General features: G+C 47.9%; 31 protein-coding genes. All 31 read right to left on the bottom strand.

Annotation, left to right across the window (positions count from 1 at the left end; translation table 11 throughout):
* Positions 1–5: 5 nt before the first annotated feature.
* Positions 6–626: a 30S ribosomal protein S4 gene (rpsD, locus tag L9P87_RS16920; protein WP_237445942.1), complete on the bottom strand. Its 621-nt coding sequence runs from the start codon at positions 624–626 to the stop codon at positions 6–8.
* Positions 627–646: 20 nt separating this feature from the next.
* Positions 647–1,039 carry a 30S ribosomal protein S11 gene (gene rpsK, locus L9P87_RS16915; protein ID WP_237445941.1) on the bottom strand — a complete coding sequence of 131 codons (393 nt, stop codon included), beginning with the start codon at positions 1,037–1,039 and terminating at the stop codon, positions 647–649.
* Between the two features lie 70 nt (positions 1,040–1,109).
* Positions 1,110–1,466, bottom strand: coding sequence for a 30S ribosomal protein S13 (gene rpsM, locus L9P87_RS16910; protein WP_237445940.1), 357 nt, complete (start codon positions 1,464–1,466; stop codon positions 1,110–1,112).
* A 151-nt stretch (positions 1,467–1,617) separates the two neighbouring features.
* The gene (rpmJ, locus tag L9P87_RS16905; protein ID WP_237445939.1) at positions 1,618–1,734 is read right to left on the bottom strand and encodes a 50S ribosomal protein L36; all 117 of its coding nucleotides are present in this window, start codon (positions 1,732–1,734) and stop codon (positions 1,618–1,620) included.
* A gap of 57 nt (positions 1,735–1,791) precedes the next feature.
* A complete protein-coding gene (gene secY / locus L9P87_RS16900) occupies positions 1,792–3,132 on the bottom strand; it encodes a preprotein translocase subunit SecY (protein WP_237445938.1) in 1,341 nt (446 codons plus the stop codon).
* Complete coding sequence (gene rplO, locus L9P87_RS16895; RefSeq protein WP_237445937.1) at positions 3,133–3,576, bottom strand: 50S ribosomal protein L15; 444 nt, start codon at positions 3,574–3,576, stop codon at positions 3,133–3,135.
* A gap of 2 nt (positions 3,577–3,578) precedes the next feature.
* Positions 3,579–3,764 carry a 50S ribosomal protein L30 gene (gene rpmD / locus L9P87_RS16890; RefSeq protein WP_237445936.1) on the bottom strand — a complete coding sequence of 62 codons (186 nt, stop codon included), beginning with the start codon at positions 3,762–3,764 and terminating at the stop codon, positions 3,579–3,581.
* Positions 3,765–3,773: 9 nt separating this feature from the next.
* Entirely contained in the window at positions 3,774–4,283 is a 510-nt protein-coding gene (rpsE, locus tag L9P87_RS16885; RefSeq protein WP_237445935.1) for a 30S ribosomal protein S5, read from the bottom strand.
* Positions 4,284–4,292: 9 nt separating this feature from the next.
* Positions 4,293–4,643: a 50S ribosomal protein L18 gene (gene rplR / locus L9P87_RS16880; RefSeq protein ID WP_237445934.1), complete on the bottom strand. Its 351-nt coding sequence runs from the start codon at positions 4,641–4,643 to the stop codon at positions 4,293–4,295.
* A gap of 9 nt (positions 4,644–4,652) precedes the next feature.
* On the bottom strand, positions 4,653–5,186 hold the full coding sequence (rplF, locus tag L9P87_RS16875) for a 50S ribosomal protein L6 (RefSeq protein ID WP_237445933.1): 534 nt from the start codon (positions 5,184–5,186) through the stop codon (positions 4,653–4,655).
* A 25-nt stretch (positions 5,187–5,211) separates the two neighbouring features.
* Positions 5,212–5,607, bottom strand: a complete 396-nt coding sequence (gene rpsH / locus L9P87_RS16870; protein ID WP_237445932.1) for a 30S ribosomal protein S8 — start codon at positions 5,605–5,607, stop codon at positions 5,212–5,214.
* A gap of 20 nt (positions 5,608–5,627) precedes the next feature.
* Positions 5,628–5,933: a 30S ribosomal protein S14 gene (rpsN, locus tag L9P87_RS16865; protein ID WP_237445931.1), complete on the bottom strand. Its 306-nt coding sequence runs from the start codon at positions 5,931–5,933 to the stop codon at positions 5,628–5,630.
* Positions 5,934–5,944: 11 nt separating this feature from the next.
* On the bottom strand, positions 5,945–6,484 hold the full coding sequence (gene rplE / locus L9P87_RS16860) for a 50S ribosomal protein L5 (protein WP_237445930.1): 540 nt from the start codon (positions 6,482–6,484) through the stop codon (positions 5,945–5,947).
* A 9-nt stretch (positions 6,485–6,493) separates the two neighbouring features.
* On the bottom strand, positions 6,494–6,808 hold the full coding sequence (gene rplX / locus L9P87_RS16855; RefSeq protein WP_237445929.1) for a 50S ribosomal protein L24: 315 nt from the start codon (positions 6,806–6,808) through the stop codon (positions 6,494–6,496).
* 33 nt (positions 6,809–6,841) lie between these two features.
* On the bottom strand, positions 6,842–7,210 hold the full coding sequence (rplN, locus tag L9P87_RS16850) for a 50S ribosomal protein L14 (protein WP_237445928.1): 369 nt from the start codon (positions 7,208–7,210) through the stop codon (positions 6,842–6,844).
* A 45-nt stretch (positions 7,211–7,255) separates the two neighbouring features.
* Positions 7,256–7,516, bottom strand: a complete 261-nt coding sequence (rpsQ, locus tag L9P87_RS16845; protein WP_237445927.1) for a 30S ribosomal protein S17 — start codon at positions 7,514–7,516, stop codon at positions 7,256–7,258.
* A 2-nt stretch (positions 7,517–7,518) separates the two neighbouring features.
* Positions 7,519–7,710 (bottom strand): 50S ribosomal protein L29, encoded by a 192-nt coding sequence (gene rpmC, locus L9P87_RS16840; protein WP_237445926.1) that lies wholly within the window; start codon positions 7,708–7,710, stop codon positions 7,519–7,521.
* Positions 7,710–8,123 (bottom strand): 50S ribosomal protein L16, encoded by a 414-nt coding sequence (gene rplP / locus L9P87_RS16835; RefSeq protein WP_237445925.1) that lies wholly within the window; start codon positions 8,121–8,123, stop codon positions 7,710–7,712. Before rplP ends, rpmC begins: the two co-directional genes overlap by 1 nt.
* Before the next feature lie 11 nt (positions 8,124–8,134).
* Positions 8,135–8,812, bottom strand: coding sequence for a 30S ribosomal protein S3 (gene rpsC / locus L9P87_RS16830; protein WP_237445924.1), 678 nt, complete (start codon positions 8,810–8,812; stop codon positions 8,135–8,137).
* A gap of 11 nt (positions 8,813–8,823) precedes the next feature.
* Positions 8,824–9,159, bottom strand: a complete 336-nt coding sequence (rplV, locus tag L9P87_RS16825) for a 50S ribosomal protein L22 (RefSeq protein WP_237445923.1) — start codon at positions 9,157–9,159, stop codon at positions 8,824–8,826.
* A gap of 11 nt (positions 9,160–9,170) precedes the next feature.
* Entirely contained in the window at positions 9,171–9,446 is a 276-nt protein-coding gene (gene rpsS, locus L9P87_RS16820) for a 30S ribosomal protein S19 (RefSeq protein ID WP_237445922.1), read from the bottom strand.
* 29 nt (positions 9,447–9,475) lie between these two features.
* Positions 9,476–10,303 (bottom strand): 50S ribosomal protein L2, encoded by an 828-nt coding sequence (gene rplB, locus L9P87_RS16815; RefSeq protein ID WP_237445921.1) that lies wholly within the window; start codon positions 10,301–10,303, stop codon positions 9,476–9,478.
* A gap of 14 nt (positions 10,304–10,317) precedes the next feature.
* Complete coding sequence (gene rplW, locus L9P87_RS16810) at positions 10,318–10,611, bottom strand: 50S ribosomal protein L23 (protein WP_237445920.1); 294 nt, start codon at positions 10,609–10,611, stop codon at positions 10,318–10,320.
* Positions 10,608–11,210, bottom strand: coding sequence for a 50S ribosomal protein L4 (gene rplD, locus L9P87_RS16805; protein WP_237445919.1), 603 nt, complete (start codon positions 11,208–11,210; stop codon positions 10,608–10,610). Before rplD ends, rplW begins: the two co-directional genes overlap by 4 nt.
* 17 nt (positions 11,211–11,227) lie before the next feature.
* On the bottom strand, positions 11,228–11,860 hold the full coding sequence (rplC, locus tag L9P87_RS16800; RefSeq protein ID WP_237445918.1) for a 50S ribosomal protein L3: 633 nt from the start codon (positions 11,858–11,860) through the stop codon (positions 11,228–11,230).
* A gap of 130 nt (positions 11,861–11,990) precedes the next feature.
* Positions 11,991–12,302, bottom strand: coding sequence for a 30S ribosomal protein S10 (gene rpsJ, locus L9P87_RS16795; protein WP_237445917.1), 312 nt, complete (start codon positions 12,300–12,302; stop codon positions 11,991–11,993).
* A 212-nt stretch (positions 12,303–12,514) separates the two neighbouring features.
* On the bottom strand, positions 12,515–13,738 hold the full coding sequence (gene tuf / locus L9P87_RS16790) for an elongation factor Tu (protein ID WP_237445906.1): 1,224 nt from the start codon (positions 13,736–13,738) through the stop codon (positions 12,515–12,517).
* A gap of 38 nt (positions 13,739–13,776) precedes the next feature.
* Positions 13,777–15,888 carry an elongation factor G gene (gene fusA / locus L9P87_RS16785; protein WP_237445916.1) on the bottom strand — a complete coding sequence of 704 codons (2,112 nt, stop codon included), beginning with the start codon at positions 15,886–15,888 and terminating at the stop codon, positions 13,777–13,779.
* Positions 15,889–15,958: 70 nt separating this feature from the next.
* Entirely contained in the window at positions 15,959–16,429 is a 471-nt protein-coding gene (gene rpsG, locus L9P87_RS16780; RefSeq protein ID WP_237445915.1) for a 30S ribosomal protein S7, read from the bottom strand.
* A 97-nt stretch (positions 16,430–16,526) separates the two neighbouring features.
* Entirely contained in the window at positions 16,527–16,901 is a 375-nt protein-coding gene (gene rpsL, locus L9P87_RS16775; RefSeq protein WP_237445914.1) for a 30S ribosomal protein S12, read from the bottom strand.
* A gap of 170 nt (positions 16,902–17,071) precedes the next feature.
* Positions 17,072–21,295, bottom strand: a complete 4,224-nt coding sequence (rpoC, locus tag L9P87_RS16770; protein WP_237445913.1) for a DNA-directed RNA polymerase subunit beta' — start codon at positions 21,293–21,295, stop codon at positions 17,072–17,074.
* Between the last annotated feature and the right edge of the window lie 56 nt (positions 21,296–21,351).

The following is a 21,351-nucleotide window of genomic DNA, read 5'->3' as shown; positions in this document are numbered from 1 at the left end:
TAGTGTTACTTCGAGTACAACTCTACGATCAAGTTTTCATTGATCTCAGAAGAGAGGTCTGCACGATCCGGTTGAGCCTTAAAAGTACCCTCAACCTTAGATGCGTTAACATCAACCCACTCAACTGCAGCTCGATTCTCGGCAAGCTTAAGAGCGGCTTCTACACGAAGCTGCTTCTTAGCTTTTTCACAAACTGCTACAACGTCACCAGCCTTAACCTGGTAAGACGCTACATTGACGCAGCCACCGTTAACGGTGATGGCCTTGTGAGAGACCAATTGACGTGATTCTGCACGTGTTGAACCAAAGCCCATACGATATACAACGTTATCGAGGCGGCTTTCTAGAAGCTGAAGAAGGTTCTCACCGGTAGCACCCTTAACGCGTGCTGCTTCTTTGTAGTACTTACGGAACTGCTTTTCAAGTACACCGTACATACGACGAACTTTTTGCTTTTCACGTAGCTGAACACCGTAGTCAGAAAGACGACCGCGACGAGCACCGTGAACACCTGGTACAGTTTCGTGCTTGCACTTTGACTCTAGTGGACGTACACCGCTCTTTAGGAAAAGATCGGTTCCTTCACGACGAGAAAGCTTACAAGTTGGACCAATATATCTTGCCATTTTAAAATTCCTACTATCAGTTACACGCGACGTTTCTTAGGTGGACGACAGCCGTTATGTGGAATCGGAGTCACGTCGGTAATGTTTGTGATTTTGTAACCACAGTTGTTCAACGCACGAACGGCAGACTCACGGCCAGGTCCTGGACCTTTAACCTGAACGTCTAAGTTCTTCAACCCGTATTCTTGAGCGGCGATGCCAGCTCGTTCAGCAGCAACCTGTGCAGCGAAAGGAGTTGATTTACGTGAACCACGGAAGCCTGAACCACCTGCGGTAGCCCAAGTCAGTGCATTACCCTGACGATCGGTAATAGTCACAATTGTGTTGTTGAATGAAGCGTGAATATGCGCGACACCATCAACGACGGTCTTTTTGACCTTTTTGCGTGTACTTTTGGAAACTGGCTTTGCCATTTTTCTACCCTGCTTAATATCGACACTGTACTTAAACGTACAGCTACACTAAACAATCAACAAAAATTGATTACTTACGAATTGGTTTACGTGGACCTTTACGTGTGCGAGCGTTGGTTTTAGTACGCTGTCCACGAAGAGGAAGGCTACGACGGTGACGAAGACCGCGATAACAACCTAGGTCAAGCAAACGCTTGATGTTCATTGATACTTCACGACGCAAATCACCTTCAACAGCTAATTTGGCTACTTCATTACGAAGTGCGTCCATCTGAGCTTCTGAAAGATCAGATATCTTACTATCTTCTGCAACCTGAGTTGCTGCACAAAGCTGTTTCGCAGTTGTGCGACCAACACCAAAGATGTAGGTCAAAGAGATCACCGCGTGTTTGTGATCTGGTATGTTCACACCAGCTATACGGGCCATTTTTTACTCCAGTCTTATTTAGCTCAAATGCTAACTTTTTAACCTCATCCCTATAGCAAATGCCATAGAGACGAAAGGCGCGAAAGTCTACACGTTGAGCAGACAAAAATCAACCATCCAACATTGGATGGTCGCTTCGTGAGGTTAAGGATTAACCTTGACGCTGCTTATGACGTGGTTCTGATTTACAAATCACTCGAACCGCGCCATTACGGCGAACAACTTTACAGTCACGACACATTTTCTTAACAGATGCGCGAACTTTCATTTTTCGACTCCAAACTCGGATAAATGAGGCGGCGTAATATACACCACCTCAGTCAAACTACCTACCGTAGTTTTTTAAATTGGCTTTTTTCATTAACCCATCGTATTGATTGCTCATCAGATGACTCTGCACCTGGGACATAAAGTCCATAATAACAACAACTACGATCAACAATGATGTACCGCCAAGATAGAATGGTACATTTGCGAATACGACAAGGAACTGCGGCATTAGACAAACTAGTGCGATATAACCTGCGCCAAACACTGTTAGGCGGGTCAGCACACTATCGATATATTGCGCAGTGCTTTTACCTGGACGTATACCTGGTACAAACGCACCGGAACGCTTTAGGTTATCGGCAACTTCATCAGGATTGAAAACCAATGCTGTATAGAAGAAGCAGAAAAACACGATAAAGACAGTAAACAGTAGAATATTAAGCGGCTGACCAGGTCCTATCGCCAAGGCGACATCCTGTAACCATTCCATATTGTCAGCTGACTGGCCGATCCACTGAGCCACTGAGGCCGGGAACAGCAAGATACTGCTGGCAAATATTGCAGGAATGACACCAGCCATATTTACTTTCAATGGTAAAAATGAACTCTGAGCGGCATAGGTGCGGTTACCTTGCTGACGTTTGGCGTAGTTGATAGCGATACGACGCTGCCCGCGCTCGATCATAACAACGAAATAAACCACTGCTATTGCGAGTGCTACTACGACCAATAAAACCAGAAGATTTAGCTCACCCTGACGCGCCTGTTCGAGAGACTGACCAATTGCACCGGGTAGACCCGCCACAATACCAGCAAATATAAGCATCGATATACCGTTGCCTATACCTCGTTCAGTGACCTGTTCACCTAGCCACATCATAAATACTGCACCCGTTACCAACGAAACGATGGCCACAAAGTGGAACAACATCATGTCGATATTGGTTGCATTCTCAGGCAAAAGAGCCAGACCTTGACCACCCAAGCCAGCTGACATACCAGCGGCTTGAACTGTAGCCAATAAGACAGTCCCGTATCGGGTGTACTGACTTATCTTGCGTCTCCCAGCTTCACCCTCTTTTTTTAACGCTTCCAATGTTGGCGATACCGCCGACATCAGCTGCATAATTATAGAGGCTGATATATAAGGCATTATTCCTAACGCAAGAATACTCATACGTTCAAGGGCGCCGCCCGAAAACATATTAAATAGCCCAAGAATCGTGCCTTGATTCTGGTTGAATAACGCTGCTAATTGTTCTGGATTAATACCTGGAACAGGTATATGTGTGCCAACCCGATATACAACTATTGCTAAGAATAGAAAACGCAGGCGAGCCCAAAGCTCGCCTGTGCCGGATTGACCACTTACCGCAAGTGGTCCTTTTTTAGCCATTTAGTCCTCGACTTTGCCGCCGGCTGCTTCGATCGCAGCACGTGCACCTTTGGTGCAAGCAATACCTTTCAAAGTAACAGCCTTGGTAATTTCACCCGACAAAAATACTTTTGCACGAGTCATTTGGCCGCCTATGATATCAGCGTCTTTCAACGCTGCCAAATCGATAACTTCAGCTTCTACAGTGTTTAACTCAGCAAGACGAACTTCAGCGCTTACGCGAGAAATACGTGATGTGAAACCAAACTTTGGTAGACGCTTCTGTAAAGGCATCTGACCGCCTTCGAAGCCTGGACGTACACTACCGCCAGAACGGGATTTCAAACCTTTGTGACCGCGGCCACAAGTTTTACCCAGACCACTACCAATACCACGACCAACGCGCTTCTTGGAGTGTTTGGCGCCAGCTGCAGGGCTTAGAGTGTTTAGACGTAATTCAGTCATGATTACTCTCCCTCAACCTTAACAAGATAGTTAACCTTGTTGACCATACCGCGAACAGAAGGAGTATCTTCAAGCTCAACAGTGTGGCCAATGCGACGCAGCCCTAGACCGTCAATACATGCACGGTGGGCTGGCAGGCGACCGAATTTAGATCGGACCTGCGTAACCTTAATAGTTTTCTTAGCCATGTTCACACCTTAGCCTGTGATCTCATCGATGCTCTTACCGCGCTTAGCAGCGATTTGCTCTGGAGAGCGCATCTGTGCCAAACCGTTGTAAGTTGCACGAACAACGTTTACTGGATTGGTAGAGCCGTAGCACTTAGCCAATACGTTGTGAACGCCAGCAATTTCCAATACTGCACGCATTGCGCCACCAGCGATAACACCGGTACCAGCAGAAGCGGGCTGCATGTAAACTTTTGAAGCGCCATGACGAGCTTTAACAGCGTACTGGATGGTATCGCCATTAAGTTCAACTTCGATCATGTTACGACGAGCAGCTTCCATAGCTTTCTGGATAGCTACAGGCACTTCACGCGCCTTACCACGACCAAAACCTACTTTACCTGCGCCGTCACCGACAACAGTAAGAGCGGTAAAACCGAAAATACGGCCGCCCTTAACAACTTTAGCTACACGATTAACTTGAACCAGCTTTTCCTGTAGCCCTTCGGTATTTTTGTCTGTCTCTTTATTAAAAGCCATATCTTTACCTTAGAACTCCAATCCAGCTTCACGTGCAGCGTCGGCTAATGCCTGAACTCGACCGTGGTACTGGAAACCACTACGATCGAACGCCACTTTAGATATACCTGCTTCTTTAGCACGCTCAGCAACAAGTTTACCGACTGCAGCAGCCGCTTCTTTGTTACCAGTCTTGCTTTCACGCAGTGCGCTATCCAGGGTAGACGCCTGGGCCAACACCTTATCGCCTTCAGGTGAAATCACCTGGGCATAGATGTGGCGAGGAGTGCGATGCACGGCTAGGCGAACAGCACCCAACTCACGCATCTTTGCGCGTGCACGACGTGCACGACGCTGTCTAGAATCTTTCTTCACGCTCATGATTTTACCTTACTTCTTTTTGGCTTCTTTACGACGTACATGCTCATCGGCATAACGAACACCCTTGCCCTTATAAGGCTCTGGTGGACGGTAAGCACGGATTTCAGCAGCCGCTTGACCAACCTTTTGCTTATCAGCACCGCTCACCACAATTTCAGTTTGTGATGGCGTAGCTGCCTTAACACCTTCTGGCAACTCATAATTCACTGGGTGAGAAAAACCAAGAGTTAGGTTCAGGACGTTACCCGTTGCTTTCGCACGATAACCAACGCCATTAAGAACCAGCTTCTTTTCGAAGCCTTGGCTTACACCTGTTACCATATTGTTGACCAAAGAACGCATTGTACCAGCCAAAGCGCTGGATGACTTATCGCCACCCTTTGCTTCGAATGTTAGAACGCTATCATTTTGGTTAACGGTAACGGAATCGTGAACGACCAGCTCTAAAGTACCTTTACTACCCTTAACGGATAGGTTCTGGCCTTTAAGAGTAACCTCAACACCACTAGGGAGTTGTACAGGACTTTTTGCTACTCGTGACATAATTCTTACTCTAAACGTATTACTGTTAGAAGACTGTGCAAAGCACTTCGCCGCCAACGCCTGCGGCGCGGGCTGCACGATCGGTCATTACACCCTTTGAGGTAGTAACAATCGCCACACCTAAGCCACCACGAACCTTCGGCAGACCATCTTTACCAGTATACTGGCGAAGACTTGGGCGACTTACACGATCAATCTCTTCAATAACAGGCTTGCCTTCAAAATATTTAAGATCAATATTAAGAATGGCTTTACCTTCAACTTCGGCAACGTTTAAGTCAGAAATATAACCTTCTTCCTTAAGTACGTTGGCGACGGCAATCTTCAATTTTGAAGACGGCATACCAACTGACGGCTTAGCCGCCATTTGGGCGTTACGAACACGGGTTAGCATGTCCGCTAACGGATCTTGCATACTCATAGCTAGCTCCTAAATTTAGCTTACCAGCTGGCCTTAACAAGACCTGGGATATCACCACGCATGGCTGCTTCACGCAACTTGTTACGGCACAGTCCAAACTTGCGATATACGCCGTGTGGACGACCAGTCAACTGACAACGACGACGCTGGCGACTAGTGCTAGCGTTACGAGGTTGCTTCTGCAGGGCAATCTGTGCTTCCCAAATCTGCTCTTCAGTAGAAGTAGGATTGACGATAATCGCCTTCAGCTCAGCACGCTTTGCAGCGAACTTAGCTACGGTGCGCTCACGCTTTGCTTCGCGAGCAATCATAGATTTCTTTGCCATTATACCAGCCCTTAGGTTTTAAACGGGAAGTTAAACGCACGTAGCAATGCACGACCTTCGTCGTCAGTGCGAGCGGTGGTTGTGATAGCAATATCCAAACCACGTAGAGCGTCTATCTTGTCGTAATCAATTTCAGGGAAAATGATCTGTTCAGTCACACCCATCGCATAGTTACCACGTCCATCGAATGATTTCGGGTTTAAACCACGGAAATCACGAATACGCGGAATCGCAATAGCGATCAGACGGTCAAGGAACTCATACATACGCTCACCGCGAAGAGTTACCTTACAACCAATCGGCCAATCTTCACGAACCTTAAAACCAGCAATTGACTTGCGAGCCTTAGTGACCACGACTTTTTGACCAACGATTTTCTCTAGATCGCCTACGGCGTGTTCGAGAACCTTCTTGTCGCCTAGCGCCTCACCAACACCCATATTCAGGGTGATCTTGGTGATGCGTGGGACTTCCATAACGTTCTCAAGGCTAAGCTCTTCTTTCAGCTTAGCGACGAGTTCGCTTTTATAAATTTCTTGCAAATTAGCCATTATAAACCCTTAAGCATCAATAGCTTCGCCAGTAGATTTGTAGATGCGTGTTTTTGCATCGCCCTCTACTTTAAAACCTACACGGTCAGCTTTATTAGTGTTTGGGTTAAAAATCGCAACATTAGAAGCTTCAATTGCAGCTTCCTTTTCGATAATCCCACCGGCTACACCCGCTTGAGGGTTAGGCTTTTGGTGCTTCTTGATAATGTTAATACCAGAAACAACCAAACGACCGTCTTTCTTTAAAGAAACGACTTTACCGCGTTTGCCTTTGTCTTTGCCGGCGATAACGATTACGTCGTCGTCACGCTTAATTTTACGCATTTTCAGACCTCGATCTTTTTAGCCGAGAAGTACTTAAAGTACTTCCGGAGCCAAAGAAACAATTTTCATGAACTTTTCTGAGCGCAGTTCACGAGTAACTGGCCCAAAAATACGTGTGCCAATAGGGGCGTCATTGGCGCTCAGCAATACTGCTGCGTTGTCGTCGAACTTGATCTTAGATCCGTCGCCGCGACGTACACCTTTTTTGGTACGAACGACAACAGCGTTCATTACCTGGCCCTTTTTGACTTTACCGCGCGGAATTGCTTCCTTAACGGTAACTTTGATGATATCACCAACGCGCGCATAGCGACGATGTGAACCACCTAGTACCTTGATACACATAACACGGCGTGCGCCACTGTTATCTGCTACATCAAGATAGGATTGAGTCTGGATCATCTTCTTCTCCGGGAGCTACTGCTCGCTAAGTTAGCCTAAGCTAACTTAAGCTTCAGCGCGCTCTTCAATCTTGACCAGGATCCAAGACTTAGTCTTAGACAGTGGACGAGTTTCCTGGATGGTCACTACGTCGCCAATTTTACACTCGTTGTTTTCATCGTGAGCATGTAGCTTAGATGAACGTGTAATATATTTGCCGTAGATCGCATGCTTAACGCGACGTTCGATTAGTACAGAGATGCTTTTATTCATCTTGTCGCTAACCACGGTGCCCGTCGCAGTACGTGCAGTATTTGCTTCAGCCATGATTATTTACCTGCCTGTTGGTTCAACACGGTTTTTACCCGTGCGATGTCACGACGGGTAGACTTTAGCAAGTGCGACTGATTCAACTGACCAGTGGCCTTCTGCATACGCAACTTGAACTGCTCTTCGAGCAATTTCAGAAGCTCAGCATTGAGTTCTTCAACACTCTTAGCTTTTAATTCAGTTGTATTCATCACATTACCGTCCGCTTAACGAAAGTAGTAGCAACTGGGATCTTTGCAGCGGCCAGTGCGAATGCTTCGCGAGCCAACTCTTCAGATACACCCTCTACTTCGTATAGGATTTTTCCTGGCTGAACAAGGGCAACCCAATATTCAACATTACCCTTACCCTTACCCTGACGAACCTCAAGAGGCTTACCAGTGATCGGCTTATCAGGGAAAACGCGAATCCAGATTTTACCGCCACGTTTAATGTGACGGGTCATGGCGCGACGAGCTGCTTCGATTTGACGAGCAGTGATACGTCCACGACCTGTAGCCTTCAACGCGAACTCACCAAATGAGACAGTGCTGCCTCGGTGAGCCAGACCGCGGTTGCGGCCCTTCATCATCTTGCGAAACTTTGTACGCTTCGGCAATAACATTGGCGTACTCCTTACTTAGCCGACTTCTTAGCAGGCTTTTTATCAGCCGCCGGAAGTTCGTTTTCTAGTATTTCGCCCTTAAAGATCCACACCTTGATACCCAACACACCATAGGTAGTGTGAGCTTCGTAGGTTGCGTAATCGATATCAGCACGTAGTGTATGTAGAGGTACACGACCTTCACGATACCATTCGCTACGAGCGATTTCTGCGCCGCCGAGACGACCACCGATTTGAATCTTCACACCTAGAGCGCCCTGACGCATTGCGTTTTGAACCGCACGCTTCATTGCACGACGGAACATAACACGACGCTCAAGTTGCTGTGCAACGTTTTGCGCGGTTAGTTTCGCATCTAGATCTGGCTTACGAATTTCTTCGATGTTGATCTGAACTGGCACACCAGTCATAGCGGTTAGCTTCTTACGAAGCTTATCTACATCTTCACCTTTCTTACCGATCACAATACCTGGACGTGCGGTAAAAATTGTTAAACGTACGCTTTGTGCTGGTCGTTCGATAAGAACACGGCTAACAGATGCATGAGCAAGTTCTTTTTCAACAAAAGAACGAACTTCAAGATCGCTAATCAAGTTCTTAGCGTAGCCTGACTTGTCGGCGTACCAGACAGAGTTATGGCTTTTAACGATACCGAGTCGGATCCCCGTGGGGTGTACTTTCTGACCCATCTGGCAGTCTCCTAGTTAATGTCTGCGACTTTGACAGTGATATGACAAGTGCGTTTCATGATGCGATCGGCACGGCCTTTGGCACGCGGACGAATACGCTTCATAGTCATACCCTCGTCAACGAATACGGTAGACACGTTTAATTCATCGATGTCTGCGCCTTCATTGTGCTCAGCGTTTGCAATTGCAGAATCAAGTACCTTCTTAACAATTTCAGCTGCTTTTTTGTTGGAGAAAGCTAAAACATCTAGCGCTTCTTCAACAGACTTGCCGCGGATCTGGTCAGCAACCAAGCGAGCCTTCTGAGCCGATATACGCGCACCTTTCAGTTTGGCGGATACTTCCATCTCAAAACCCCTTAGCGCTTGGCTTTCTTATCTGCAACGTGACCTTTATAGGTACGTGTTGCAGCGAATTCGCCGAGTTTGTGGCCAACCATTTCTTCGTTAACCAATACTGGCACGTGCTGGCGACCGTTATGTACCGCAATTGTTAGACCAACCATATCTGGCATGATCATTGAGCGGCGCGACCAAGTCTTAATTGGACGCTTGTCGTTGTTGTCCAGGGCCGTTTCAACTTTCTTCAACAAGTGAAGATCGATAAAGGGACCTTTTTTTAGTGAACGTGGCACAACTAATTCCTCTTTCTATATCGTGGTGGTTACTTAGAACCGCGACGACGTACGATTAGTTTATCGGTACGCTTGTTCTTACGAGTCTTGAAGCCCTTAGTAGGAGTACCCCAAGGTGAAACTGGATGACGGCCACCAGAGGTACGACCTTCACCACCACCATGTGGGTGATCTACAGGGTTCATCGCGACACCACGTACAGTTGGACGAACACCGCGCCAGCGAGAAGCACCCGCTTTACCAAGCTTACGCAAACTGTGTTCACTGTTTGATACTTCACCAAGAGTCGCGCGACACTCGCTCAGTACTTTACGCATTTCGCCAGAGCGAAGACGAAGAGTAACGTGACGACCTTCACGAGCAACTAGCTGTGCAGAAGTACCAGCACTACGAGCAATTTGTGCACCTTTACCAGGCTTAAGCTCAATAGCGTGTACAGTCGAACCTACTGGAACGTTGCGCAATGGCAAGGTATTACCTACCTTGATTGGCGCCGCTTCACCAGACATCAACTGATCACCGGCTGCAACACCTTTAGGAGCGATAATATAAGCACGCTCGCCATCGGCATAACAGATCAACGCAATAAACGCTGTACGGTTTGGATCGTATTCAATACGCTCAACAGTGGCAGCGATGCCATCTTTGACGCGTTTGAAATCAATCATACGATAGTGCTGCTTGTGACCACCACCGATGTGACGAGTAGTAATACGACCGTTGTTATTACGACCGCCTGACTTACTCTTCTTCTCCAGCAACGCTTTATGCGGCGCACCTTTATGAAGTTCGTTATTTACAACACGAACAACATGGCGGCGACCCGGAGAAGTAGGTTTCAATTTAACTAATGCCATTTTGCCTTTCTCCCTTATTCCGCTGCTGCGAAGTCAATTTCTTGACCGTCAACCAAGCTAACGTATGCTTTTTTCCAGCTAGGCTTGCGAACTTCACCATAACGGTTCATTTTGCGCTTACCCTTAACGTTAACTACACGAACACCTTCAACTTTTACGTCAAAGATTTGTTCAACGGCGTTTTTAACTTCTAATTTAGTCGCATCAACAGCAACCTTAAAAACAACCTGATTGCCTTCGGCAGCCATGGCAGCTTTTTCAGATACGTGTGGACCCATTACAACTTTGAAGACGCGTTCCTGGTTCATGATAGACCCTCTTCAACTTTCTTAAGCGCTGCAACAGTAACAACAACTTTATCGAAGGCAATCAAGCTTACCGGATCAACACCAGCAACATCGCGAACATCAACCTTATGTAGGTTGCGTGCCGCCAAGAACAAGCCAGTGTCGACTTCTTCTGTAACAACCAAAACGTTCTCTAAACCCATGTCATTCAACTTGGCTTTAAGTACCTTGGTCTTTGGTGCGTCGATAGCGAAATCTTCTACTACTACAATGCGTTCTTGACGAACTAGCTCAGACCAAATGGTCTGTAGCGCGGCGCGATACATTTTACGGTTCAGCTTCTGGGAAAAATCCTGTGGCTGAGCGGCAAAAGTCACACCACCCGAGCGCCAAATTGGGCTACGGATAGTACCTGCACGGGCACGACCCGTACCTTTTTGACGCCATGGCTTAGCACCACCACCAGACACTGCAGCACGATTCTTCTGTGCGCGAGTACCCTGACGAGAGGTTGCCATAAAGGCGGTAACAACTTGGTGAACCAAGTCTTCGTTAAATTCTCTAGCGAATGTTGTGTCAGAAACTTCTAAAGTCCCTGCACCTGCTATATTTAGCTGCATGCTCTAACTCCCTAGTCTTAAGCTTTAACGGCTGGGCGAATAATGACGTCGCCACCGTTGGCACCAGGAACTGGACCCTTAACCAAAATAAGGTTGCGCTCTGCATCCACACGAACAACTTCTAAGTTCTGAGTAGTACATTGCTCAGCACCCATGTGACCCGACATCTTCTTACCTTTGAAGACGCGGCCAGGAGTCTGACACATACCAATAGAACCGTTTGAACGGTGAGAAATAGAGTTACCGTGGGTTGCGTCTTGCATGGTGAAGTTCCAGCGCTTGATACCGCCCTGAAAACCTTTACCTTTAGACTCTCCAGTCACATCAATTTTCTGACCAGGCTCGAAAGCTTCAACAGTAAGCTCTCCACCAGCAGAAATCTCAGTTGCTTCGTCTAAACGAAACTCCCAAATACCGCGACCAGCTTCAACACCAGCTTTGGCATAATGACCAGCTTCCGACTTCGTTACGCGAGAAGCGCGACGAGTACCAGTTGTAATCTGAATGCCGTTATAGCCATCAGTTTCAACTGTTTTTACTTGCGTTACACGATTAGGCGAAGCCTCAATCACTGTAACTGGGATCGAAACACCTTCCTCGGTAAATACACGAGTCATACCGCGTTTCAGACCGACTATACCTATAGTCATTTCAATAACCTCTTAGCGTATGGGGCTTATACCCGCTATGGCCGTACGATGTACGTCACACTAACTTCAGTAATACCCCACACTATCGATAGGGGCTCATCTTAATCCTTCAAACCTTTAACAGGCTGAATTAACCAAGACTAATCTGTACTTCAACACCTGCCGCCAGATCAAGCTTCATCAAAGAATCAACTGTTTTTTCTGTAGGCTCAACGATGTCTAACAAGCGCTTGTGGGTACGAATTTCGTACTGATCACGAGCATCTTTGTTTACGTGAGGCGAAACAAGAATTGTGTAGCGTTCTTTTTTCGTTGGCAAAGGGATTGGTCCACGAACTTGTGCACCAGTACGCTTAGCCGTCTCAACGATTTCTTGTGTAGACTGATCGATCAAACGGTGATCAAAGGCTTTTAATCGAATGCGAATGCGTTGATTCTGCATTTTAAAAACTCCGTTACGTTTTCAATAGTACATGCCTTCCCAAAATGACAAGATTCTGGATGGTTCATGTGAATGGAGAGCGCATATTACAGACCGTACAAGTAGCCGTCAATGTTTATTTTATAGGCAGCTTATCAGTATCGGCCAGACAAAAAAAAGGCGCTCATTCAGAGCGCCTCCTAACAAGAAGATTACCTTCTTAAATCAATCGATTACTCGATGATTTTAGCAACAACACCAGCACCAACAGTACGGCCACCTTCGCGGATTGCGAAGCGTAGACCATCATCCATGGCGATTGGGTTGATCAGAGTAACAACCATCTGGATGTTATCACCTGGCATTACCATCTCAACACCTTCTGGCAACTCACACGCGCCAGTGATGTCAGTGGTACGGAAGTAGAACTGTGGGCGGTAGCCTTTGAAGAATGGCGTGTGACGACCACCTTCATCTTTACCTAGCACATAAACTTCAGCTTCGAACTTGGTGTGCGGGTTGATTGAACCTGGCTTAGCCAATACCTGACCACGCTCAACATCATCACGCTTAGTACCACGTAGAAGGGCACCAATGTTCTCACCAGCACGACCTTCGTCAAGCAGCTTGCGGAACATCTCAACACCAGTACAAGTAGTGGTTTGAGTTTCGCGAATACCAACGATTTCAACTTCATCGCCAGTGTTAACAATACCGCGCTCAACACGACCGGTAACAACAGTACCACGACCTGAGATTGAGAAAACGTCTTCGATAGGCATGATGAAATCACCGTCGATAGCACGCTCTGGCTCTGGAATGTAGCTATCTAGAGACTCAACAAGATTCTTAACCGCTGTAGTACCCAGCTCGTTATCATCTTCGCCATTCAACGCCATCAGCGCAGAACCACAGATGATTGGAGTATCGTCACCTGGGAAGTCGTACTGGCTTAGCAGATCACGCAACTCCATTTCGACGAGCTCTTTCATCTCTTCGAATTCTTCAGAATCAACGCCACCACAATCTTCAGCAAGAAGATCGGCTTTGTTTAGGAATACAACGATGTAAGGAACACCAACCTGACGAGAAAGCAGGATGTGCTCACGAGTCTGAGGCATTGGGCCATCGGTAGCACCACAAACAAGAATCGCGCCATCCATCTGAGCAGCACCGGTGATCATGTTCTTAACATAATCGGCGTGACCTGGGCAGTCGACGTGTGCGTAGTGACGGATAGTTGAATCATATTCAACGTGTGATGTTGCGATAGTGATACCGCGCTCACGCTCTTCTGGTGCGTTATCGATACCATCGAACGCTACAGCTTCGCCGCCAAATACTTCAGCACATACGCGAGTTAGAGCTGCAGTAAGAGTAGTTTTACCGTGGTCAACGTGACCGATGGTGCCGACGTTAACGTGCGGCTTGTTACGTTCAAACTTTTCTTTTGCCACTTTCGTGATCCTCAGTTATAAATTGTTAAATTTTCGGGTTAATAACCCATATTTTTACTGATAATTTCATCCGCTATATTTTTTGGCGCTTCAGAATATTTATCAAATTCCATGGCATATGTTGCACGGCCCTGCGTCGCGGAACGCAGGTCCGTTGCATAGCCAAACATCTCAGCCAATGGGACCTCTGCAATTACAACCTTGCCAGACGGCCCATCCTCCATACCACCGATCATGCCGCGACGACGATTCAAGTCACCAACAACATCACCCATGTAATCCTCAGGCGTTACCACCTCAACCTTCATTATAGGCTCAAGCAATACCGCGCCGCCGAATTCTGTCAGTTTTTTTGTCGCCATACTGGCAGCAACCTTAAATGCCATTTCATTAGAATCAACATCATGAAACGAACCATCGTAAAGTGTCGCCTTTACACCCAGCAACGGGTAGCCGGCAACGACACCGTTTTTCATTTGATCTTCAATACCCTTGGCAACAGCAGGAATATACTCACGAGGAACCGAACCACCGACTACCTCGTTAACAAACTCCAATTTTTCACTGTTAGTATCTTCAGCCGGCTCAAACTTAATCCAGACATGACCATACTGACCACGACCACCGGACTGACGCACAAACTTACCCTCAATCTCAGACGTTGTACGGATTGTCTCCCGGTAAGCCACCTGTGGCTTGCCGATATTTGCCTCGACGCTAAATTCGCGCTTCATGCGATCAACCAAAATATCAAGGTGCAGCTCACCCATGCCCGAGATAATGGTTTGTCCGGTCTCCTGATCAGTTTCTACGCGAAACGACGGATCCTCTTGAGCCAACTTCCCAAGTGCAACACCCATCTTCTCTTGGTCAGCCTTTGTTCTAGGCTCCACAGCAACAGAGATAACAGGCTCAGGGAACTCCATGCGCTCTAGTACGATTTTATTACTCTCTGCACAGAGTGTATCGCCAGTGGTCACATCTTTCAGACCGATGGCCGCTGCAATATCCCCAGCCAAGACCTCTTTGATCTCCTGACGATCATTGGAGTGCATCTGCACCATACGACCTACACGCTCGCGCTTTTCCTTCACCGAATTATAGACCGCAGTACCTGACTCCAGCTTACCCGAGTAAACGCGGAAAAATGTCAGCGTACCAACAAAGGGGTCGGTGGCTATCTTAAACGCCAAGGCAGAAAACGGAGCATCATCTCTGGCAGGACGCGTCTCGACAGTCTCAGCCTTATCAAGCAACGTACCCTCGATAGCCTTTACTTCTTCTGGCGACGGCAAATACTGAACAACGGCATCAAGCATCGCTTGAACACCTTTATTTTTAAACGCCGAACCACCGATAACCGGTACAATTTCATTTGCCAGAGTACGCTTGCGAAGACCCGCTACTATCTCTTCCTCAGAGAGCTCACCCTCTTCGAGATACCTCTCCATCAACTCGTCGCTGGCCTCAGCAGCCGACTCCACCATGTACTCCCGCATCTCCGCGACCTGATCAACCATGTCAGCCGGCACCTCACCGTACTCAAAAGACATACCCTGATCAGCTTCATTCCATAGAATGGCCTTATTTTTAACCAGATCTACAACGCCGATAAAGTCTTCTTCGGCACCGATAGTCATCTGTAGCGGCACAGCATTACAACCCAGCCGAGCCTTTAACTGCTCCACCACCATCATGTAGTCTGCGCCAGCACGGTCCATCTTATTGACGAAAACCATGCGAGGAACCTCATATTTGTCCGCCTGACGCCAGACCGTCTCGGTCTGCGGCTGAACACCTGAGGAGCCACATAAAACAACAACAGCACCATCTAAAACACGTAAAGAACGCTCCACCTCAATGGTAAAGTCTACGTGGCCCGGTGTGTCGATAATATTAATTCTGTGTTGATCGAACTGCTGCTGCATACCCTGCCAAAAACAGGTCGTTGCTGCAGAGGTGATCGTTATGCCACGCTCCTGCTCTTGCTCCATCCAATCCATAGTGGCTGCGCCATCATGAACCTCACCAATCTTATGAGATAGACCGGTATAGAACAAAACTCGCTCTGTGGTAGTGGTTTTACCCGCATCAACGTGAGCGCAAATACCGATATTACGATATTTGTTTATAGGGGTTTGTCGTGCCAAGTGTTTTACTCCGGATTAGGTAACCCAAATATGAACTGGGGCATGAACATGCCCCAGACATTGTACCGACTTAGAAGCGGTAGTGAGAGAACGCCTTGTTGGCCTCAGCCATACGGTGAACATCTTCACGCTTCTTAACAGCAGCACCCTTACCTTGTGAAGCATCAACAATCTCACCAGCTAAACGCTGCTGCATTGATTTTTCACCACGGTTACGGGAATACTCAACCAACCAACGCATTGATAGCGCGTGACGGCGAGATGGACGTACTTCAACTGGCACCTGGTAGGTAGCACCACCAACACGGCGAGACTTAACCTCAACCATTGGGGCAATGTTTTCAAGTGCTTCTAGAAATACTTCAACCGGCTCTTTGTTGGTCTTTTCAGCAACAGAGGCTAAGGCTTTGTATACAATGCGCTCAGCAACCGATTTCTTACCACTAACCATTACGTGGTTAATGAATTTTGCAAGGGTGACATCTCCAAACTTAGGGTCTGGTAGGATCTCACGCTTGGCGACAACGCGTCTTCTAGGCATGTCATTCTCTCTTCAGGTTATTCCAAAACAAACCTTACGGCTGTTTGGCCTTACTTTCTCTTCGTGTTTGTTAACGCTAGAAAAAGCCAGGGTCAATTTAAGACTTAGGGCGTTTAGTACCGTACTTAGAACGGCCTTTCTTACGGTCCGCAACACCAGAGGTGTCAAGGGCGCCACGAACGGTGTGATAACGCACACCTGGCAAATCCTTTACACGACCGCCGCGTATTAGCACAACACTGTGCTCCTGTAGGTTGTGACCTTCACCACCGATATACGAGGTAACTTCAAAACCATTTGTAAGACGAACACGACATACTTTACGTAGCGCAGAGTTCGGCTTCTTAGGAGTAGTGGTGTATACACGAGTACAAACGCCACGACGCTGAGGACAAGCCTGCAGAGCCGGAACATCAGTCTTCTTGACCTTACGCTTCCTAGGCTTACGAACCAACTGGTTGATCGTTGCCATAGATATGGACTCCAATACATTCACTCACGCCAAATGCGTGAGTTTCATTACAAAAAAAATGATCAAAAACTGACCACCCACTTTCATCGAAAAAGCGGACGCAGATTCTACAACCTGCGCCCGCTCTCGTCAAGAAACGATATCGCTATACGATCTCGAATCTCTAGAGGTTATTTGCCACCTAAGGCAGCAGATAACGCCTGCTCAACATCGACAGCCGAGACACCCTGCTTGCGGTTTTTCGCTTCGTCTTTCTTACGCTTGCGATCAGCGTGGTAAGCAAGACCGGTACCGGCAGGAATCAAACGACCGACGACTACGTTTTCTTTCAGACCGCGGAGGTAATCACGCTTACCGGTTACCGCTGCTTCTGTTAGTACACGTGTAGTCTCCTGGAACGAAGCCGCCGAAATAAACGACTCTGTTGCCAACGATGCCTTGGTAATACCCAATAAGACACGTTCGGCCTTCGCTGGGAACTTACCATCAGCAACAAGGGCAGCGTTTTCGCGAACAAAGTTCACGTATTCAACCTGCTCACCCTTAATGAAGCTAGAATCGCCAGAATCGGTAATATCAACCTTACGCAACATCTGGTTAACAATAACCTCGATATGCTTATCATTAATACCAACACCCTGGAGACGATAAACTTCTTGAATCTCTGTCACGATATAACGTGCCAGCTCTTCAACACCTTTGAGGCGAAGAATATCGTGCGGGCTTGGTGGGCCTTCAGACACAACATCACCCTTTTCAACGTTCTCACCTTCGAACACTGACATGGTACGCCACTTCGGAATTAGCAATTCGTAGTGGTCGCCACCGTCTGGTGCTGTTTCACCTTCGAGCGGTGTGATAACCAAACGACGCTTGCCTTTGGTTTCCTTACCGAAGCTTACCGTACCGGTAATTTCAGCAAGAATGGCTGGTTCTTTTGGCTTACGCGCTTCAAATAGATCGGCTACGCGAGGCAGACCACCGGTGATATCACGCGTCTTTGAGCCTTCCTGTGGGATACGTGCTAGCACATCACCAGACTTCACTTCACTGCCGTCGCTCATCTGTAAGATAGCGTTAGCAGGCAGGAAGTAGTGGGCAGGAACGTTGGTGCCAGCAATGCAAAGCTCGATACCAGCATCATCCACCAAAGTAACCGCTGGACGCATATCCTTACCGGCTACTGGACGTTCAGCAGGATCGATAACCGTGATATTGCTCAAGCCTGTTAGCTCATCAGTCACTGTACGGACGGTAATGCCTTCTTCCATACCAGAGAATTTGGCACGACCAGCAACCTCAGTAACGATGGGGTGTGTGTGCGGATCCCACTTAGCGACGATGTCGCCAGCGTTGATTGCAGCGTTATCCTTCAGCTGGATAACGGCACCGAACGGTAGCTTATAGCGCTCACGCTCACGACCATTAAGGTCGGCAACGGCGATCTCAGAGGTACGCGAAACAGTAATGCAAGTACCATCACCCTTATCGACTGACTTAACGTTGTGATAACGCAGTGTACCCTGCTGCTTAACCTGAACACTGTCGGCTGCGGTAGCTCGCGATGCTGCACCACCAATGTGGAAGGTACGCATGGTTAACTGAGTACCTGGTTCACCGATAGACTGTGCCGCAATAACACCGATAGACTCACCGGCGTTAACCTTATGACCACGGGCCAAATCACGACCGTAACAGGTCGCACAAACGCCGTGATATGTCTGACAGTTGATAACCGAACGAACGAGTACTTCATCGATACCCATTTCTTCCAGGCGGATAACCCAGCTCTCGTCGATCAATGTATTGGCAGTAACAGCAATTTCATCGCTGCCTGGCTTCAACACATCACGGGCAACAGTTCGACCTAGTACACGAGCACCCAAGGTTTCGATGATGTCGCCACCCTCGATAACCGGTGTCATAGTCAGGCCTTCTTCGGTGCCACAATCTTCTTCGGTGACCACCAAATCCTGGCCCACGTCAACCAATCGACGCGTTAAGTAACCCGAGTTGGCGGTCTTCAAGGCGGTATCAGCAAGACCCTTACGAGCACCGTGCGTCGAGATAAAGTACTGAAGAATGTTCAGGCCTTCACGGAAGTTCGCGGTGATCGGCGTTTCGATGATAGAGCCGTCCGGCTTGGCCATCAGACCACGCATACCAGACAGCTGTCGAATCTGTGCCTGAGAACCACGAGCACCGGAGTCGGCCATGATGTAAACAGAGTTAAATGACTTCTGCTGTACCTCGTTGCCGTCACGGTCAATAACCGGTTCAGTTTCTAAGGTCTCCATCATCTTCTTGGTGACCAAGTCATTGGTGCGCGACCAAATATCGATAACCTTGTTGTATTTCTCACCCTGAGTTACCAGACCGTTAGCATACTGCTGCTCGATCTCTTTAACTTCAGCCTCAGCATCGATGATGATTTGCTTCTTCTCAGGAGGAATAACGAAGTCATTGACACCAATTGAGGCACCAGACTTAGTCGAATATTCAAAACCGGTATACATCAGTTGATCGGCAAAGATAACCGACGCTTTGAGACCCACGTCGCGGTAGCACTTGTTCAGTACCTGCGAGATAGCCTTCTTGGTCATGTTGCGGTTAACCGTAGTATCGTCGAAAGGCAGCCCCTTGGGTACAGTCTTCCACAACAATGCACGACCAACAGTCGTATCAACGATACGCTGAGTAGCAACTTCTTCGCCGGCTTCGTCGAATAAGGTTTCATCAATACGAACCTTGATCTTGGCCTGCAAATCCACCTGGTGAGCACCGAAAGCACGCGTTACTTCCGCCATATCGGCAAAGCATGTGCCCTCGCCTTTAGCGTTAACACGCTCACGTGTCATCCAATACAGACCCAAGACAACATCCTGCGAGGGAACGATGATCGGATCACCGTTCGCTGGCGATAGAATGTTGTTGGTAGACATCATCAACGTACGCGCTTCAAGCTGGGCTTCCAGCGTTAACGGTACGTGAACAGCCATTTGGTCACCATCGAAGTCAGCGTTATACGCCGCACACACGAGAGGGTGTAGCTGGATCGCCTTACCTTCAATCAATACAGGCTCAAATGCCTGGATGCCCAAACGGTGCAAAGTAGGTGCACGGTTAAGCAGTACCGGGTGCTGACGGATAACACCGTCAAGAATATCCCAGACTTCAGCGGGCTCGCGCTCTACCAGCTTTTTAGCGGCCTTAATAGTGGTCGCCTGACCACGGGCTTCTAACTTGGCATAGATGAATGGCTTGAATAATTCCAAGGCCATTTTCTTTGGCAGACCACACTGGTGTAGCTTCAGTGTTGGACCAACAACGATAACCGAACGACCAGAGTAGTCGACTCGCTTACCCAACAAGTTCTGACGGAAGCGACCCTGCTTACCTTTGATCATATCGGCAAGAGATTTCAGTGGGCGCTTGTTAGAACCGGTAATGGCACGTCCGCGACGACCGTTATCCAGCAAGGCATCAACAGCTTCCTGCAGCATACGCTTTTCGTTACGTACAATGATATCAGGAGCGTTGAGCTCGAGTAGACGCTTTAGACGGTTGTTACGGTTGATTACTCGACGATACAAGTCGTTGAGGTCAGAAGTCGCAAAGCGACCACCGTCCAGCGGTACCAATGGGCGAAGATCAGGCGGCAGAACCGGTAGAACTTCCAGTATCATCCACTCAGGCTTATTGCCAGAGTTCTCGAATGCTTCCATTAGCTTAAGGCGCTTGGACAGCTTCTTAATCTTTGTTTCAGAGTTGGTCTGAGGAATAGCTTCACGAATATCGCGAACCTCCACTTCCAGATCCATACTAGACATCAAGGATTGAACAGCCTCGGCGCCCATCTTGGCAACAAACTCGTCACCAAACTCTTCCATCGCTTCGTAGTACTGCTCATCGTTCAACAGCTGACCACGCTCAAGCGTTGTCATACCTGGATCGATAACAACAAAGTGCTCGAAGTATAAAATACGTTCGATATCACGCAGAGTCATATCAAGCAGCAAACCGATACGGCTCGGCAGCGACTTTAGAAACCAAATGTGGGCAACTGGGCTGGCCAATTCAATGTGACCCATGCGTTCACGACGCACCTTAGCCAAGGCAACTTCAACGCCACACTTTTCACAGATAACACCGCGATGTTTTAGTCGCTTATATTTTCCGCAAAGGCATTCATAATCTTTTACTGGGCCAAAAATCTTGGCGCAGAACAAACCGTCACGCTCAGGCTTGAACGTACGGTAGTTAATAGTCTCTGGCTTTTTCACTTCACCAAAAGACCATGAGCGAATCATCTCAGGCGATGCTAAGCCAATCTTAATCGCGTCAAACTCGTCGTTTGGACCTTGTGACTTCAGTAGATTCAATAAGTCTTTCAAGATGTTTTCTCCGTTCGGTGCTTTAGCTCGGCGGGTATTTAATACCCGCCGCCGAT

Source organism: Sinobacterium norvegicum, assembly GCF_923077115.1.
Lineage (GTDB): Bacteria > Pseudomonadota > Gammaproteobacteria > Pseudomonadales > Sinobacteriaceae > Sinobacterium > Sinobacterium norvegicum.
The sequence above is the reverse complement of the archived record's forward strand: the minus strand, read 5'-3'. Positions and strand labels throughout refer to the sequence as shown.